General features: G+C 43.2%; 15 protein-coding genes. 6 read left to right on the forward strand and 9 right to left on the reverse strand.

The window, feature by feature from the left end:
- Positions 1-3: 3 nt before the first annotated feature.
- From trmB to ACUNWA_RS06495, 3 genes are read right to left on the reverse strand one after another with little or no spacing between them, the layout of a single operon-like run.
- Complete coding sequence (gene trmB / locus ACUNWA_RS06485) at positions 4-744, reverse strand: tRNA (guanosine(46)-N7)-methyltransferase TrmB (protein WP_445591077.1); 741 nt, start codon at positions 742-744, stop codon at positions 4-6.
- Between the two features lie 8 nt (positions 745-752).
- The gene (locus tag ACUNWA_RS06490; RefSeq protein ID WP_445591078.1) at positions 753-1,214 is read right to left on the reverse strand and encodes a gliding motility lipoprotein GldH; all 462 of its coding nucleotides are present in this window, start codon (positions 1,212-1,214) and stop codon (positions 753-755) included.
- Positions 1,211-2,344 (reverse strand): PSP1 domain-containing protein, encoded by a 1,134-nt coding sequence (locus tag ACUNWA_RS06495; RefSeq protein ID WP_445591079.1) that lies wholly within the window; start codon positions 2,342-2,344, stop codon positions 1,211-1,213. The genes ACUNWA_RS06490 and ACUNWA_RS06495 overlap by 4 nt, the downstream gene beginning before the upstream one ends.
- A 220-nt stretch (positions 2,345-2,564) precedes the next feature.
- Here ACUNWA_RS06495 and ACUNWA_RS06500 point away from each other — a divergent pair, with 220 nt between their 5' ends.
- The gene (locus ACUNWA_RS06500) at positions 2,565-4,955 is read left to right on the forward strand and encodes a PAS domain S-box protein (protein ID WP_445591080.1); all 2,391 of its coding nucleotides are present in this window, start codon (positions 2,565-2,567) and stop codon (positions 4,953-4,955) included.
- 54 nt (positions 4,956-5,009) lie between these two features.
- Here ACUNWA_RS06500 and ACUNWA_RS06505 read toward each other — a convergent pair whose 3' ends face one another.
- On the reverse strand, positions 5,010-6,134 hold the full coding sequence (locus tag ACUNWA_RS06505; protein WP_445591081.1) for a DNA polymerase III subunit: 1,125 nt from the start codon (positions 6,132-6,134) through the stop codon (positions 5,010-5,012).
- A gap of 210 nt (positions 6,135-6,344) precedes the next feature.
- Here ACUNWA_RS06505 and ACUNWA_RS06510 point away from each other — a divergent pair, with 210 nt between their 5' ends.
- Together ACUNWA_RS06510 and ACUNWA_RS06515 are read left to right on the forward strand one after the other, a co-directional pair.
- Entirely contained in the window at positions 6,345-7,541 is a 1,197-nt protein-coding gene (locus tag ACUNWA_RS06510; protein ID WP_445591082.1) for a phosphoglycerate kinase, read from the forward strand.
- Positions 7,542-7,779: 238 nt separating this feature from the next.
- Positions 7,780-8,214, forward strand: a complete 435-nt coding sequence (locus ACUNWA_RS06515) for a globin domain-containing protein (RefSeq protein ID WP_445591083.1) — start codon at positions 7,780-7,782, stop codon at positions 8,212-8,214.
- Between the two features lie 32 nt (positions 8,215-8,246).
- On the opposite strand, the gene ACUNWA_RS06520 is transcribed toward ACUNWA_RS06515, so the two are convergent.
- The 3 genes from ACUNWA_RS06520 to ACUNWA_RS06530 form a co-directional block, all read right to left on the reverse strand.
- Positions 8,247-8,621, reverse strand: a complete 375-nt coding sequence (locus ACUNWA_RS06520) for a hypothetical protein (RefSeq protein ID WP_445591084.1) — start codon at positions 8,619-8,621, stop codon at positions 8,247-8,249.
- Between the two features lie 322 nt (positions 8,622-8,943).
- Entirely contained in the window at positions 8,944-10,095 is a 1,152-nt protein-coding gene (locus ACUNWA_RS06525) for a TlpA family protein disulfide reductase (RefSeq protein ID WP_445591085.1), read from the reverse strand.
- A gap of 24 nt (positions 10,096-10,119) precedes the next feature.
- Positions 10,120-10,575 (reverse strand): helix-turn-helix domain-containing protein, encoded by a 456-nt coding sequence (locus tag ACUNWA_RS06530; protein WP_445591086.1) that lies wholly within the window; start codon positions 10,573-10,575, stop codon positions 10,120-10,122.
- Between the two features lie 474 nt (positions 10,576-11,049).
- Here ACUNWA_RS06530 and ACUNWA_RS06535 point away from each other — a divergent pair, with 474 nt between their 5' ends.
- From ACUNWA_RS06535 to ACUNWA_RS06545, 3 genes are all read left to right on the forward strand, one after another.
- Positions 11,050-11,430: a hypothetical protein gene (locus ACUNWA_RS06535; protein WP_445591087.1), complete on the forward strand. Its 381-nt coding sequence runs from the start codon at positions 11,050-11,052 to the stop codon at positions 11,428-11,430.
- A 256-nt stretch (positions 11,431-11,686) separates the two neighbouring features.
- Positions 11,687-11,914 carry an IS200/IS605 family transposase gene (locus tag ACUNWA_RS06540; RefSeq protein ID WP_445591088.1) on the forward strand — a complete coding sequence of 76 codons (228 nt, stop codon included), beginning with the start codon at positions 11,687-11,689 and terminating at the stop codon, positions 11,912-11,914.
- Between the two features lie 573 nt (positions 11,915-12,487).
- On the forward strand, positions 12,488-12,913 hold the full coding sequence (locus ACUNWA_RS06545; RefSeq protein WP_445591089.1) for a C-GCAxxG-C-C family protein: 426 nt from the start codon (positions 12,488-12,490) through the stop codon (positions 12,911-12,913).
- Between the two features lie 129 nt (positions 12,914-13,042).
- Here the strand turns inward: ACUNWA_RS06545 and ACUNWA_RS06550 are convergent, their stop codons facing one another.
- Positions 13,043-16,477, reverse strand: coding sequence for an efflux RND transporter permease subunit (locus tag ACUNWA_RS06550; RefSeq protein WP_445591090.1), 3,435 nt, complete (start codon positions 16,475-16,477; stop codon positions 13,043-13,045).
- A 33-nt stretch (positions 16,478-16,510) separates the two neighbouring features.
- Positions 16,511-17,662: an efflux RND transporter periplasmic adaptor subunit gene (locus ACUNWA_RS06555; RefSeq protein WP_445591091.1), complete on the reverse strand. Its 1,152-nt coding sequence runs from the start codon at positions 17,660-17,662 to the stop codon at positions 16,511-16,513.
- Positions 17,663-17,664 lie beyond the last annotated feature (2 nt).

Consider the following 17,664-nt stretch of genomic DNA (forward strand, 5'->3'; position numbering starts at 1 on the left):
ACCTTATTCCCTTGCCGATCGACCAAAACTCCGGTAAGGATCTTTTTCTATTTCAACATCGGGCTCGCGCAATGGTTTATCGGCGGGCAACTGAAAAGCCAGGTATTTGATTGGCAAACCTCTTTCACGCCATTGCTTTTCATAAAAAGTTTGAATAGAGAGAACTTCATCCAGCAAAGGCGATTCATACAAATCATCCGTTTCAGCCAAAATTGGCAAGCCATTTTCCTCCACCATAGCTAATGTGTACCGGTATTGAAAGTTGCTGTCTGTTTTAAGATGAATGGTACCTTCCGGTTTCAGAAATTGCTTATACCGGTTCATAAAGTTTGTTGAAGTCAATCGCTTCGTATCTTTTTTCATCTGCGGATCAGGAAAAGTCAACCAGATTTCATCCACTTCATCTGCTTCAAAAAAAGCACTGATAATCTCAATGTTGGTCCGTATAAATCCAACATTTTTCAGGCCTTTTTCAGCCACTAACTTCGAGCCTTTCCACATCCGGGCGCCTTTAATGTCGACTCCAATAAAGTTTTTATTGGGAAAATATTCGGCCATCGAGACGGAATATTCACCTTTCCCACAGCCCAACTCCAGCACCAGCGGATGGTCATTCTTAAAAAAATCCTGCTTCCACCGTCCTTTAAGTTCATGATCTTTCTGATCGACTTTATTGTACGGCGCCTGAATCACATGATCAAATGTGGCCATTTCTGAAAACTTGGCCAGTTTATTCTTTCCCACTTTCCTAATTAATTTTGTTTTTCTACCCGAAGTCCTATATCATGAATCCCTTTCAGATTTTTGGCACGCATGCCCTGACGAATTGAAAACCGGTATTCGCCCGACTCTTCAAAATGAACATTTCTTCGGTACAAAAACTGATTATCAAAAAGATCTCCTATCCCACTACCTCGCCATTGGCCTGATTTCTCAGCCAGAATATATTCAACGGTATCGGTCAGTAGTTGACCTTGCGGCGAGGCGACTTCTAAAAATAGCCAAATATTACTATTGGGGTAAGTTCCTTTATTTCGAATGTTGATGTAAATATTATGGTTTTGCCCACTGCTATCAATGGGCACGATAAAGCTGGCCAAAGAATCTTTATGCCAGCCATCTCTGCCAATAGCTTTATAATCTTCATAAACCCGGTTGGTGTCGCAGGCAGCAAAAAGCAGCACCAAAACTATTCCCTTAAGGATGTTTTTCATGATTTCTTCTTTGGTCGTCTTGAAGAATTGTTTTTCGGATAACGTTTTTTCTTCCGGTGACGAGGCTTCGGCTCATCAAAACGCGTCAAACTTTCCTCGGCTATTACATCTTCAAATCCTTGTGCTTTTTTTAAGGACTTGTCAGCCGAACCATCCGACAGTTTCTCAACTTTCTTGCCTCTCTTGTTCTGACGAATCACTTCCTTAGCCCGCTCTACTGAAATGGCTACTGGCGGTAAGCCTTTGCTACCATTAGCCCCGTAGTATAAGATGCGGCTAAAAATATCCGCTTTCTGGAAATAATAACGTCCTTCCTCACTATCCAAGGGTACATTGCTGGGGGGAAAATCTTTTTGGGCATCGATGTAGGAGTCCACCTCAAAATTCAGACAACATTTCAATTTGCCACATTGTCCGGCCAGCTTTTGAGGATTGAGCGAAATCTCCTGGTAACGGGCCGCATTGGTTGTTACCGATACAAAGTTGCTAATCCAGGTAGCACAGCACAGTTCGCGTCCACAAGGGCCAATACCGCCAATTCGCCCCGCTTCCTGCCGGGCGCCAATCTGCTTCATTTCAATTCGAATCCGAAAAGTATCAGCCAGTACGCGAATAAGCTGCCGGAAATCAACACGCTCATCAGCAATGTAGTAAAAGATAGCTTTCGTGCGATCTCCCTGGTATTCCACATCTCCGATTTTCATGTTCAACTTCAGGTCAACAGCAATCTTTCGCGCTTCAATCATGGTGCTATGCTCGAGACTCATCGCCTCGCGCCACTTATCGATATCCACGGTTTTTGCTTTCCGGTAAACTTTCCGAATCTCTCCATTGATGAGCGTGACCTTATGCTTCTTCATTTGGTGTTTTACCAAAGCGCCAGTAAGAGTCACGATGCCAATATCATGTCCCGGGCTGGCTTCCACAGCCACAATATCGCCAGCTTTCAGTTTCAGATTATTGACATTTCGGTAGTAATCTTTTCGTGTATTTTTAAATCGAACCTCAATGATGTCATCCTCTCCTGACTTATTCACCACATCATTCAGCCAATCGTAAACCTCCAGTTTGGAGCAAGTTCCCGCGGATTTTTTACAACAGCCTCGTTCGATTGATAGTTGATCATCCATAGTTTAAGAATTAATGCCGGATCAGGTCAATCCGGAAGCACTATATGCTTTATCGATACAAAAATAATTAATAATGCTGACAAACAAAGCAGTAGCGACAGATGTCAATAAAATTACAAAACATAAGGCTAAAACACAGTGTTATCGTAAATTGAGCCAATAAATAAATAGCTTTGTTAGTCGAAATGAGCTAAATTAGATTTCCGTTGTTTTAGTGAATATGGATAACGAAAGAGAATATCAGAAAACAATCAGGCTTCTCAAAAAGCAAATTGAATCCTTAACGAACAAGAAGGACATGCAGCCAGGAGACTATGAAAACAGTTTCCACACCTATGAGTCCGTTTTCGATGAAATTCCTCTGGCCTGCTCACTCCATAAAATCCAATACGACAAGCATAACCGCCCCATTGATTTCACTATTTTGAAAGTTAACCCAGCTTTTGAGTTGGCGACGGGAAAGAATGGCCAAACGCTAAAAGGGCAGTCGCTCTTAACTGTTTTTTCAGCATTGAATCCCAAATGGGTGTCCAAATTTGCAGCAGCAGCCAAATCCGGAAAGACAAAAAAGTTCACCGAGTTCTCTTTTGATGCGAAAACCTATTTCGACATTCAGGTTCACTCCGACCAGGCGGATTATTTTGTGCTGATGCTGACTAAGCAACTCAAAAATCACCACCCGGACCAGGGGCCCATTCACTTTTATGAGCGACTGATGGATCACCTTCATGAAGGAATTTGGGTGACGGATAAAAATGACACGATCTTCTTCGCCAATTCCGGCATAAGCTTAAATACGGGCTTAAACAAAAAAGAATTAATTGGAAAAAGCATCCATTCGTTTGAGAAAAAAGAACTCGGAAACTTTTTAGACGATTATCTTAATGCCAAGCAAACCTTAAAGCCCTTAAAATACGAAACCCATTTGCTTACCATTCGCGGAGAGCCCGTTGAACTTGCCGGCTGGCTGGTTCCTTTGATTAAGAACCACCGTTTTGATGGGATGATTTGCACTACCCGCAACATTAGCGACGACAAACGAAACCGGCAAATCATTCGCGAAAGCGAAGAAAAACTTCGCAACATTATTGAACACAGCACCAATGTTTTCTACTCGCACTCAACCGATCATATCCTGACGTATATCAGCCCACAAATGAAGACTCTGCTGGGTTATACCCCGGAAGAGGCTATGGTGAAATGGACCAGTCTGACTTCGGGAAACCCCATCAACGACAAAGGTTTTAAATTGGTGGAAAAAGCGGTTCAGACCGGACAAATGCAGGATCCGTACGAACTGGAGCTGGTGCATAAAGACGGTCACCTGGTTTGGGTTCAGGTACATGAAGCACCGGTTGTAACAAACGGGAAAACAAGCTCGATTGTTGGCGCCCTGACTGACATCACCGAGCAACGTGAAATTGCGCAGAAGTTGGTTGAAAACCAACAAGGCTTGCGGCATCTGCTTTATGAATCGCCCATCCCAATCGCTGTAAACAGCAAGGATGGTCTTGTTGAATATTTGAACCGTGAGTTTACCCATACCTTTGGCTACACCACCCAAGACATTCCGAATGTAGAACAATGGTTTGAGAAAGCCTACCCCGACCAAGCATACCGGGAGAAGATGAAAGAGCGCTGGCAGCTTGACCTAGAAACCCGGATTAATCGTTTAGACACGAAAGTTCCGTTCGAAGCCCACGTTACCTGCAAAGACGGCTCCATCAAATTTGTCCAGATCCGCTGGAGTTTCATTAACGAAAAACTGGTTTTGATCTTAAACGACCTGACAGAGCACAAACGCCTGGAAGAGCAAATTCTGCATAAGAATGATGAGTTACAGAATGCCATGAACGAGTTGCAGAAGCTGAACAAGGAACTGCAAATTGCAACAAAAAAAGCGAAGGAAAGCGATGAGCTGAAATCCGCTTTCCTGGCCAATATGTCACACGAAATTCGCACCCCAATGAATAGCATTATTGGTTTCTCGAGCCTTTTAGACAACACCGATACTCCCCCCGAGAAACAGCGCCGATACACCAGTTTCATCCAAAAATCCGGCAATCATTTGTTACGAATCATTGATGACATCATTGACATTGCCAAAATCGAATCGAACCAGTTAAAAATTGAGTTGAGCTATTTTTCCATTGTGCCTTTTCTTCAAAATACCTACGACTATCACCGGCAAAGTTCCTTGCTCCAGGAGAAGGAAACGATTAAATTAAGACTTAATTGCAAGTTGGCAACCAAGTCTATTATCATGTTCTCCGATCCTATTCGGTTAAAGCAGGTGTTCGACAACCTGCTTACCAACTCGATAAAAAACACCACCGAAGGGTTTATTGAGCTGGGCATTCATCAGCTGGAAGAAAACAGCATCACCTTTTATGTTACTGACACCGGAATTGGCATTCCCGAGCAATTTAAAGAAGCGATTTTCAAACGATTTACGCAGGTCGAGTCCAAAACCATTAAGCCAGGCACCGGTTTGGGATTAAGCATCATCAAAGGAATTACCAATTTGCTTCATGGTGAAATCTGGTTTGAGTCAACCGAAAACGTGGGAAGCACTTTTTACGTTAAGTTCCCCATCTTACCCAAAGAATAATCCGAGCAAACAAGGATGATTATTCACATCGAATGAGCGGAAGTTACGGCCAGGTTACTTCCTGATCAACTTAACGATCCTCAACGACATGTCGGTGAAAATAATACGTGGATTGCCATTCATAGCAATATGCTGATAAGCTTTCTCCAGTTCTTCGCTGATGGGAATAATATTTCGCTCGTTGATGAAAGGCGAAAAACGTGACGAAAAAGCCTGTTCTTCCTCATGCATAAAAACCAACTCCGGATTCTTGAGGTTATACACGAAGTTTTCACGAATCAAACCCATCGCGTATTGCAGAAAGATTTTCTGACGCTCGCGCCCCATGCCCGAAACCTTGTTGATCCATTCAAACAAATCCATAAACTTGCGACCATACGAAAAACGCATCAACTCTTTAAAACGCTCCAAATTATAGCGGGTACTTTCGTTCAACTGCAGCAGATTCAGAGCCTGCCGATAATTACCACGGCTCAGATGCACCAGGTTATCCACATCTTTCCCTGCAGCACCTTCTAGCTGTTGAATAGCTATTCTCATTGGCTCCGCCTGAATTCCCGGTATTTTTATCAACTGACAACGCGAACGGATGGTCGTGATAATTTCCTCTTCATTCTCCGTCACCAACAAAAACAAAGTTTTCACGGGTGGTTCCTCAATCATTTTCAGCAACTTGTTGGAGCAAGCCGCATGCATTTTCTCCGGCATCCAGATAATCATCACCTTGTACTCACCTTCAAACGACTTGAGGCTCAGCTTACGAATAATCTCATCACTCTCGTGCGAATAAATTATGCCCTGCGCATTTTCAACTCCAATAAAGTTAAACCAGTCTTCCAGGTTGAAATAGGCATTTTCAAGGATCAACTTTCGCCATTCAGCCAAAAAATGATCGCTCACCGGGTCTTTAATCTTGGTGGTTTTCACCACCGGAAACACGAAGTGTAAGTCGGGATGAATTAACTTGGCATATTTTTTACACGACGAACATTGACCGCAAGAATCACCCGCTTGTTTGTTCAAACACGAAACATACTGGGCATACGCCAGCGCCAAGGCCAGCTTACCCGAACCTTCGGGACCAGCAAACAATTGCGCATGACTAATGCGTTCTTCCTTGACTGACTGAACTAATCTATTTTTAGTGGCTTCCTGCCCAATGACATTTTGAAAAAACATAGGCTTATTTTGTGCAAACAAAAATAATAAAACCTACCGCCTTTGCAGCTTATTTTCAAGGAAGTTTCCAAATAAGTTGCCCGATATACTCCCGCATCTGCTTAGTTTACCTCTGCATTAATAATTCTATATTAACGTCATAGGGCAAAGCGGAAAATGATCTTTTTCGTATCTTTGAATTCGATTTTTAAGAAACTAAAAAATACAATTATGCAGACTATTGAAACCTATGATTTCACAGGCAAAAAAGCATTGATCCGTGTTGATTTCAATGTACCTTTAAACGAACAGTTTGAGATCACTGACGATACCCGTATGCGTGCAGCTTTACCAACCATTAAAAAAGTGATTGAAAAAGGCGGCTCACCCATTATCATGTCTCACCTTGGACGTCCAAAAAACGGGCCGGAAGATAAATTCTCTTTAAAGCACTTGGTTAGTCACCTGTCTGAACTTCTGGGTGGAGCAACCGTTAAGATTGCCCCGGACTGCATTGGCGAGGAAGCCAAAACAATGGCAGCTGCTCTGAAGCCAGGTGAAGTTCTGATTTTGGAAAACCTGCGTTTCCACAAAGAAGAGACTGCCGGTGACGAAGAATTCGCAAAGAAACTAGCTGAAAACGGCGACTGCTGGATCATGGAAGCTTTCGGCACAGCACACCGCGCACACGCTTCAACAGCGGTAATCGCTAAATTCTTCCCCAACGACAAGTTGTTCGGTTATTTGGTCGACAGCGAAGTAGCGAGCTTAGACAAAGTAGTTGCTGACCCGCAACGTCCGATGACGGCCATCATGGGTGGAGCAAAAGTTTCGTCTAAAATTACCATCATCGAAAACATGTTGGACAAAGTAGACAACCTGATTATTGGTGGAGGTATGATCTTTACTTTCGTAAAAGCCTTGGGCGGAAATATCGGTTCTTCACTTTGCGAAGACAATTACTTAGAATTGGCTAAAAGCATTATTGAGCAAGCCAAAGCCAAAGGTGTAAACCTGGTGATTGCTTCAGACTGCGTGGCTGCCGATAAATTTGCTGCCGATGCCAACACTGAAGTTTGTCCTGCCGGCAACATCAAAGATGGCTGGATGGGCTTGGACGTAGGTCCTGACACCATTGCGACCTTCAACGAAGTTATCAGCAATTCAAAAACAGTTCTTTGGAATGGTCCTGCCGGAGTATTCGAAATGGATAAATTTGCTGAAGGAACCAAAGTAATTGGTGACGCCGTAGTAGAAGCCACTAAAAAAGGTGCTTTCTCGCTTGTTGGTGGTGGCGACTCTGTTGCTGCGGTTAACAAATTCGGTATTGCTGATGGTGTTTCTTACATCTCAACTGCTGGTGGTGCCTTGTTGGAATACCTGGAAGGAAAAACACTTCCCGGAATTGCAGCTGTTCGCGGCGAATAAGCCAGTAACAGCAAGCGGTTGTATGCAAACACCAACCACATCTTGAACAAACAAGAAACCACAGATAAAAACAGGCCCGGAGATTTTTTCTTCGGGCTTTTTTTGTGCCTCTGCCGGTGCTTCCTGCAAGCCGGAATTGAACATTCATTGGGTGAAAATGGTTGTTGCGTATAGAAATTGAAAATTACCATTACCCAATAGCACGAGCAAGAAAGACATGGAGCTGAAGATAGACCGAATGACGTTTGGCGCACGCCCAAACCAATACATGCCCGACCTGGAACTGTATCAACACCTGGGCGAAGAAGGCGTACGTAAAATGGTGAGTGACCACTACGACCTGCTGGTGCAAAGCAGCATCAAACACCTGTTTCCCACCAACCCGGTGGGACTGGATGCCGCCAAAGAACGGTCGGCCGATTTTTTTATTCAGCGGCTGGGTGGCCCCGACTATTTCAACCAACACCGCGGAAAACCCATGCTGGTACGGCGACATCTACCTTTTAAGATTACGCCCGACGCCCGTATCGTGTGGCTGGAGTGCTACCGCGAAGTGCTGCTGAAACTGGAAGCTCCCGAGCATTTAATTGTCGCCTTCTGGAAATACCTGCACGACTTCTCCAACTGGATGGTGAACACCCCCGATGGGACTTTCTCGCTCCCCAAGCAATAAGAGTAATGAACGTGGCTATGAAGTGTAGCTTGTTAGGCCCCGCTTTTTCGTTCCTCTTTCCAATTCATGAAATAGAGAAATCCAACCAGAAAGGCAAATACATACATCAACCGGATATCACCATATTCACTAAAGGCGAATCCTGTAAGGCTTACCAAAAGAATTATAATTGAGCCCCATAGTTTTTTCCACCATACCATGGCATAGCCTACAAGATAAATCAGAACTCCATGGTTTGGATTGAGATATGAATGATAAAAAAAGTCGGTAAAAAGATAATTGAAAAAATTACGTTCAGTTTCTTTCAACTCTCTGGGGATGTCGAGTACTGGTTGTAGTATCAGTAGCATCGTGAAAATAATACCAACAATCATGGTCCATTTTGAAAAACTACTTCTTGATTTCATAGCTTCAATTTTAAAATGATGCCTAACGATCCCTTCTATTAAACGTTGGGCATTTCGAAGCGGTTTCGTGTTAAGTTACGAAGTAGCTAAAGAAGCCTATTAGCTATTCAGTTTTGTCCAGAATTCTTCGGAGGATATCCCTTTTAGCTGGAAGCTTTGAGAACTAAGTTTAATCATTTTCAATTTGTATGAATAGAATCCAATCCTGTTTCTTTCGTTAGTAGCTGCTCAATAAGAAATTGGCTTGGCTACATTATCCGATAGCGGTTCGGATACGGGGCATTTTAATGCATTATTAAAGCGCGTTAGCGGTAGTTATTTCTTATCCTTGCATCAACTCATCTAATTTATCATAGAAATCTTGTGATTCTCCTTCATATATTTTTACAATATTTCCTTCTTTATCAATGATAATTTTTGTTGGATACATTTGAATATCGTATAGCTTTTCAAAATCCTTTTCAGGGTTGTTTAAAAGCTGAGTCCATTGTAAACCCTCTCTTTTGATAAATTTCTCCCACACTGATTTTTTGTCTTTACAAGCAATTCCTACGAATTCAACTTTGGTTCTGTATTTATTGTAATAGGTCCGCATTTTAGGAAATCCTTTTACACATCCACCACACCATGTTCCCCAAAAATCTAAAACAACATATTTGCCTTTTAAGTCGGATAAATTAAAAGTACTTCCATCTATAATATTAGGAGCTAGCTTCCCTGCTTTTGTTTGCTTATAAACATTTGCTCTTTCTTGCAAAATTTTTCCTTGGTACGTTGCCAAAACATTTTCTCCAAGTGTAGGTAAATACCTCATTATGGTGTCCTTATGTTGTTTTCCTAAATATGTAGCACTAAGTGTTTGGTTTGGATTTTTAATAACATATTCCAACCTTTTATTTGCATACTCACGTCTTATATTGTTAAACTCTTTCTGTACTGAATCAAGTACGGTTTTATTTGAATTGTTAAACCTCAAACTATCAACAAGTATTGCGAGTTGAGTTTCTTTTTCCAGAATATGTAAATTATTAGCTCTTAATTTTGATGATTCAGATGCAATATTATTACCGGTGATAAGATAATCTATTGAATAATCTCGTAAAGAACCATTAATAGCAATCTCTTCATTTGGTGCAATATCAAAATCAATAAGCTTTGAACGCATCCATAAGGGTTTCCCACTAGCTCTCTGAAAAAACATATTTCGTGTTATTAGTCTACCTCCACCAGGTTTATCAAGTTTTACATTGAAACTAAATTTACCATTGACAACCAATAACAATTTAAAGAATATTTCACCTCCAGAATTATTTCCACCATTTACCAAAGCCAATCGGGTTCCTAGCCCTTCAATTTCTCCTTTTATGCTACAATTGCCAATTCTATTATTTATTGTGGAAGCAATTACTGCTAAAACAATTAAGCTTGCGAAAATTATTAGAAATATTTTAGCTATCTTTTTTATTCGTTTCACTTTGTTAGAGTTCGTTAGACTTGATTATTTATTCTTCTTCTCAATATAATTACCAATTACTAAACCGATTGATCCAAATAGAATGGTAATTGCAAGTGCTAACATTCCTTCATGGTTTTTCTCTGGCACGAGTTGCATTATCATTATTAATACTCCCACGAGAAAACCCAAAGCTCCTCCAATGAAAGTGAAACCGAAAAGATACCATGGAAATCTTATTTTAAATCTTTGTAGCTTACTTTCAACAAGCTCAATTGTGTCTGTTCTTTCCCCAAGAGGAATAGTGCTGAAGTAATCAGGTGCAACATCTAATGAAGACGTAATAGTTCTTAGCGTGCTACCTCTCGGTACACTTTCTCCACTTTCAATTCTTTGTATTGTTCGTAAGCTAACACCTGTTTTTTCACTAAGTTCTTCTTGAGATAAGCCCTTAGTCTCTCTTAATTCTTTTATTCTATAATGTGTATTCATATTAGTCATATGTTTGATTTTGGAGCAAATATAAGTGCAGTCTTAGAAACAGATTGCGCCAAAACCATTATATTTCTACGTCATTGATAATGTCATAATTTGACGTAGTTACGACATAGAAATATCGCTGAAATGACATGCTTTGACATAACCCATAGCTCACGGGCTATTATAAATGCCCGCCAACGTCTGTGTATATTAACCAGGTACATCTGTCCCGCTATTATTCAACTTGTTTTTTTCACTATTGAAAATCGTTTTGCTATCTCGGATTGAAAAGCGGAGGAGGGCTGGTGTTTGAATTCATATTCTTTGGTTTCGTTCTTTTTAGTTTTCGCCGATCAAGTTATGAAAATTTACAAAATGTATGTACGAGTAAGCACCTTTTTATTTTCATTCTAAATAGCTGATAATCTTTATGGAGCATTTTCTATTTAACAGCCCAGGGGGGGTACCTCCGAGGTACCCCTCCCCACCTCAAACATGACTCGAGTTACCTCTGAGGTGACTGCAGTCGGTTCCGACCTGACTCGACTTACCTTCGAGGTGACTGCAGTCGGTTGTCACCTGACTCAATTCATCAAAAAGGTGACTGCAGTCGGCAAAAACATGCAACAAGTCACCGAAATGGGAACTGAAGTCGGGGTTGAGCTAAGCCGGGTTAAGGAAAATAGGAAATCAAGAAGGCCGAAGGTAACAAAACCCAACTCTCCCGTTTCACCGCAAGGTGAAAAGCGCAAGGGCCGAAAATTTGGCCCGGGTCAGCGGGGGCCTTGCGGGTGGAAGGATGAAATTTTCAGGATTTTTCTTTGTTTCCCTGCCCGTCCGGCAGGCGGGCGTTTCTTTTCATCGGAAAAGAAATGAAAAGTGCCGATGGGATAAACATGACCACTCACCTCTCTTTCACCCAAGCGAAAGTACTCCTCCTTGCTTGAATCCATGAGGAGCCCAAGCCACGAGAGCATGAATCCGGAATAGGATTCAAAAATAATAGCCGCAGGTAAAACCTACGGGAATTGAATAAAGAAAGACAAAAAAGGAACCCCGGACAGGGGTTCAATTAGCTGGTTTTGATTATATTGAAAGAGAATAGAACAACATATCAACCTATACACCAATTTTGTATCAGCTTGTTTTCTCAACGAAAAATCGTAAAAAAACGCTGCATGAACATAACCGTGAAAAACTATTTGGTTTTATCTGGGGTCTATTGAAAAACAAAAACTGCCGGCTTTACCAAATCAATGGAGTTGAAGACCACATCCATATCGCCATGCATTTGTATCCGACAATTGCATTATCGTCCCTGGTTAAAGACATCAAGGTTGCCTCGTCGTTGTGGATATAGCAAAAGCAGCTATTTCCAAACTTCACCGCATGGCAGGAGGGCTATGGAGGCTTCACTTACTCAATAAAACAAAAGGAAGTATTGGTTGATTACATTAAAAACCAGAGCGAACACCATCGGGTTAAAACATTTAGAGAAGAATTTATTGAACTTTTGACGGAACATGGGATCGAATTTGATGAACGCTATTTGCTGTGATATTCAACAATAGAAGCACCCAAACCAGTTGAACGCCCTTCCAGGGTTCTGGTGTGCCGCGTTATTCATCGTTTCCCGTAGGTTTTACCTACGGCTACTATTGTTAAACCCTTCGGGTTAATTTCACAAGATCGAGCATCTAACCACAAAAGGCACGAAAAGCAGGCAAAGAAAATTCCAGCCCCAAATGGACGCACAAACACACGAAGCCACAGAACCGAAAACCGGCAACTACTGACCAGCAACAAATCCTGAAACAAATTCAGAAAAACGCTCAACGAGGCAGGGGTGCACACAACAGATAACCGAAATCTACCAACTGCCATCCCCCGGGTTTCGCAATTCTGCGTATCTTTAACCGCAAATCCACACGTCATGAAAAAATCATCCATCGCTTTACAAAAGTTTTCTTCTTACAACTGTTCACAATCCGTATTTTCCAGTTTTGCCGATGAGCTGGGGCTGGACCAAACCACCGCCCTCAAGCTGGCCAGCGGCTTTGGCGGAGGCATGGCTTGTGCCGAAACCTGTGGCGCTGTCACCGGATCGTACCTTGTTATTGGCCTGAAACACGGGCACTGCAACGCCGACTTGCTGGAAAAGCATCACACGAAAGAATTGATTCTGAAATTCAATGCCAAGTTCAAAGCCAAGCATGGCTCACTCATCTGCAAAGAGCTGATCGGATGCGATATTTCCACGCCCGACGGACAAGTAAAAGCCAAAGAGAAAGATGCGTTCAAGGAGTTTTGCCCACAGTTTATAGCTACTGCCTGCGACATTTTAGAAGAGGACTTTTAAGATCAGTTCAATATATTCTTTCGAGGCAAAACAGAAGGATCCGGTCTTTTTGAACGATCGCATCCCTTCGCATTGCAAAAAAAAAGAGCCTCACTCAAGGTGAAGCTCTTCGTAGCATCTGTTTACAACTTATTCCGTTATCTTTTTAGATTGATTTGCTTCCGGCAGCACACCCAACATCTTTTTAATGCGGAAGTTGATCCGGATGGTCAGCATATACATCACCGGAGCAATCAGCAGGGTGAGGAAGGTGGCGAAGGTCAATCCGAAGATGACCGTCCACGACATCGGTCCCCAGAAAGCGGTACTTTCACCTCCCAACGAGAAATCGGGCTCAAAATGAGTGTAAAGCGTCAGGAAGTCGAAGTTTAACCCGATAGCCAGGGGTACAAGTCCCAACACGGTAGTAATGGCTGTCAGCAATACCGGGCGCAACCTTGTTTTTCCGGCAATCACCAGGCATTCAATTTCATCTTTCACCGGCAGGAAAACACCTTCACCGTAGCCCAGTTCTTCTCGTTTCTTCTGCCGCATCAAGTCGATGTAGTCAATCAACACAATACCGTTGTTTACCACAATACCCGCGAGCGAGATGATTCCAATTCCGGTCATGATAATGACAAATTCCATTTTAAAGGTGGCCAAACCGAGAAACACACCAATGGTACTAAACAAGACCGTCATCATGATAATCACCGGCCGGATGAACGAATTAAACTGGGTGACCATAATCAGCCCGATGAGCGCAACGGCAATCGCCAATGCAAAAATCAAGAACTGGCTGCTTTCGTCCTGCTCCTGCTGCTCGCCGGTAAAGGCGTAGTTATAACCTCCAGGCATCTCATAATCACCCAGCACCTGTCTGATCCGGTCATTCACCTCGTTCGAGTTAAAGCCTTCCGTCACACTCGAGCTGATCGTCAGCACCCGTTTGTGATCGATCCGATTCACCTTATCATAGGTGGATGAATATTCAAAGTCGGCCACTGCTGAAATCGGAATTTTATTCCCTTCCACCATCATTTTCTGGTTCATCAGGGTCGATACATCGTTTCGGTATTCTTCTTTCAAGCGAATAAAAATATCGTATTCATCTTCCCCGTCTTTAAAGTCGCCCACATCGTAGCCATACAATGAGTTACGCAGGGTCATCGCTATTTCCTGGGTCGATAGCTCGTAGCGCCGCGCTTTATCACGATCCACCTTAATTAACATTTCCGGCTGATGTACATTGATATCCAGCTTCAGCTCATCGATACCCGGGATGTTATCTTCGTTAATCATCGACATGAAATCGTCGGTGATCTTTATCAAGGTTTCAAAATCATCACCCGATACTTCAATATTGACATCGGCTCCCACCGGCGGTCCGTTTTCTTCTTTTTCAACAAAGATTTTGGCACCTACAAAACCTGCCAGGTTAGCCGACAGCTCCTGCATGATTTTAGACGTGTTAATGCCATCGCGCAATTTAAACTCCTCAAACGAGATAGAGGTCAAGGATTTATTCGGACTCTGCTCATTCTCAAACATCCCTCCTTTTCCATTTCCTACCGAGGTGGTCACCGACTTAACAATTTTCTGATACGGCTCAATGGTTTCATTGATAATCGATTCGACCCGTCGCGACACTTCATCAGTCCGATCGATCGAGGTTCCCAAGGGCAACTCCATAGTTACATAAATCGTTTGCGGATCGGTATCGGGAAAGAAAACCACATTGGGCTGACGTATATCGTAGAACTTAATGGAAAAGATGAGCAACAAAAAGGTTCCAATAAAGTAGTATAGGGGTTTTCTTCCGGTTAAAGCGAATCGCAACTGGCGCTCATAGAAGTTCTCAAGCCACACCAACAGTCGGGTTTGAAACCACCGCGCTACCGGACGAAACACCAATACATTAAGCACCATCAACAAGGCAACCGTCATCAGAATATTGCCCAGCAGATAGATTTTTGAGAAATAAAATACCAGAGAGACAGCAGCCAGAATACCCGCTTTCTTCAGGGTCTTTTTCCAATCAATCTTCACCCGAATATCTTCAATCTTCATAAACCGGGCAATGAAAGGTGGATTCAACACCAGCGCCACAAACAGCGAGGAAGCAAGCACCACAATGAGAGTACGTGGCAAGATGCTCATAAACTCACCAACAATGCCTTCCCAAAACATGAGCGGGAAGAAAGCGGCCAGGGTTGTCAACGTGGAAGTAATAATCGGGTAAGCAATTTCGCTCACCCCCTTTTTGGTCGCTTTCAGCGTTGAATAGCCCAAGCCATGCAAGCGATAAACATTTTCGACCACCACAATGGCGTTATCCACCAACATCCCCAGAGCCAGAATCAAACCATAGAGTACCATCGAGTTCAGGGTAACCCCCGACTGGTCGAGAATGATAAAGGACAAAAACATGGACATGGGAATGGCCAGCCCCGAAAACAAAGCATTCCGGAAACCAAGAAACAGGAATAACACAAAAATCACCAGGATCATCCCCATGATGATGCTGTTTTCCAGTGTGGCAATTTCATTTTCAACATAGGTCGACATATCATCGGTGACAATAATCTCCAGGTTGCGGGGCAGGTAGCCGTTCTCAACCTGACTGTCCAGTATTTCATTGATTTTTGCAGTCGCTTCCAGAATGTTGGCACCACTTTTTTTAACTACCGCCAGCGTTACCACCGGCTTGTTATCCAAACGCGAAATAGTTGATTTCTCCTTGTAACCATCCACCACTTCAGCCACGTCGCGCACATAAACCACTTTCCCTTCATTCAACTTAATGATGGTATTCCGAATCTGATCCATGTTGGTATAATCAGCATCGGTACGCACCACGCGACGGGTTTTGTCGGCCGTAAATTCGCCGGCGCCAATGGTCACATTCTCCATTTGCAAAGCCAGTGCAATGTCGTTGTAGCTCACGCCCCGGGCTTCCATCTTATAGGGGTCTACATTCACCTGAATCTCGCGATCATCGATCCCCCGGATGTTAGCTTCCGAGATTTCGGATAGGCTTTCAAATTCATCCTGAAGTATTTCGGCATATTCTTTCAACTCCCGCATGCTGAAATCGCCCGAAATATTGATGTTCAGAATGGGGAACTCAGCAAAGTCCAGATCCATTACCAACGGATCATCTTCCAGGTCACCCGGCAAGTCCGATCGCGCCTTATCCACATTGTCCTTGGTATCCTGCAAGGCTTGCTTGATTTCTACATTGGTGCTAAACTCCACCACAATGGTACTCACATCCTGATAGGATGCCGAAGAAACTTTGGTCACCCCATCCATCCCTTTCAGCTCCTGCTCAATAGGTCTGGTAATCAGGTTCTCAATATCTACCGGAGAGTTCCCAGGATATACTGTCTGTACAAAGATGTAGGGAATAACAATCTCGGGAAATGACTCCCGCGGCATCTGGTTGTAGGAAAATAACCCGAAAGCAACCAGCATGAACGTCAGAATATAGACCGTTATTTTATTTTTCAGTGCCAGGTATACCGGCCCAAATCGCCGGTGTATCTGCTCCTTATTATCGCCTTTTTTTACTTTATCCATGTTTCTGTTTTTTTCAGCAGTACATTCTGATCATTAATTGGCATGCAGGACTGTTCCGTCAACAACCTGGCTAAACCCTTCAGCAATCACATGCATGCCCGACTCCAGCCCTTCAAGTACCTCTGTCATGTTATTATTTGAAATTCCCGGTTTGATGTAAACCTTTTGGGCCACTAGCTGGTCGTTATCAGCTTGCGCAATGAAGGTGTAGTTGCCTTTAAAATCCTCCTTAATCAGGAGCGAAGGAATTACAATCGCCTCTTCAGCCGTATAATCACGCAGGGTAACGACCGCTTCCAGATTGGGTTTAATCAGATTATCCTTATTCTGAAGATCCAGCCTGATCCGGAACGTCCGGTTGTTAGGATCAATGTAGTTACCAATCATCTGCACCTGGGTTTCCCGGGTTTGACCAATGGCCGGGAAATAAACTTGCACCGCATCGCCTTCCTTTATTTTCGTCAAGTACGATTCCGCCACATCGGCATATACTTTAATTTTTTGAATATTAACCAGTTTGGCAAAAGGCACCTGAGGACTGGCTATTTGCCCCTGCTTTTGGTAAATCACATCGATCACACCATCAACGGGCGCGGTAATGGTCGACATACTTTTCTGGGCTTTCAATCCTTGCAGCTGTTTTTCCAGCGCGTCCTTGGCCGACTTAGCCTGCAGATACTGCAACTCCGACCCAATGTTTTGTTCCCATAGATTCTCTTGGCGCTCAAAAGTTGTTCGGGCCAGCTCCAGGTTGATCTCCACCTCATCGATGGTACGTTCAATAGGCTCCGAATTCAGTGTTGCCAAAACCGTTCCCTTCGTTACGCGTTGTCCTTCCTTGACCGTGATGTTCAAAATCTGTCCGGAACCTTCAGGACTGACATTCACTTCCTGGTCAGCTTCCACACTGCCAGTCACCTCTATAAAGTGCTCAAATGTTTTGGGTTGAAGTTCAGAAAGCACCACCTCAATCTTCTCAAGCTCGGTGCTATCTCTTAATTCTTTTTCGAGTTCCGCTATTTTAAGCTCCAGCTCATGCGCCTGCTGCTTGTACTCGACTAACTGCGCCTGTTTGGCTTGGTTATCATTTCCGGCATTTCCGGCTGAACAGGAAGCCAAAACGACCACCGCCAACACAGCGGCAAGCTGATGAATTAATTTTCTGTTTCTAACTATTCGGTTCATCG

Source organism: Sunxiuqinia sp. sy24, assembly GCF_052677165.1.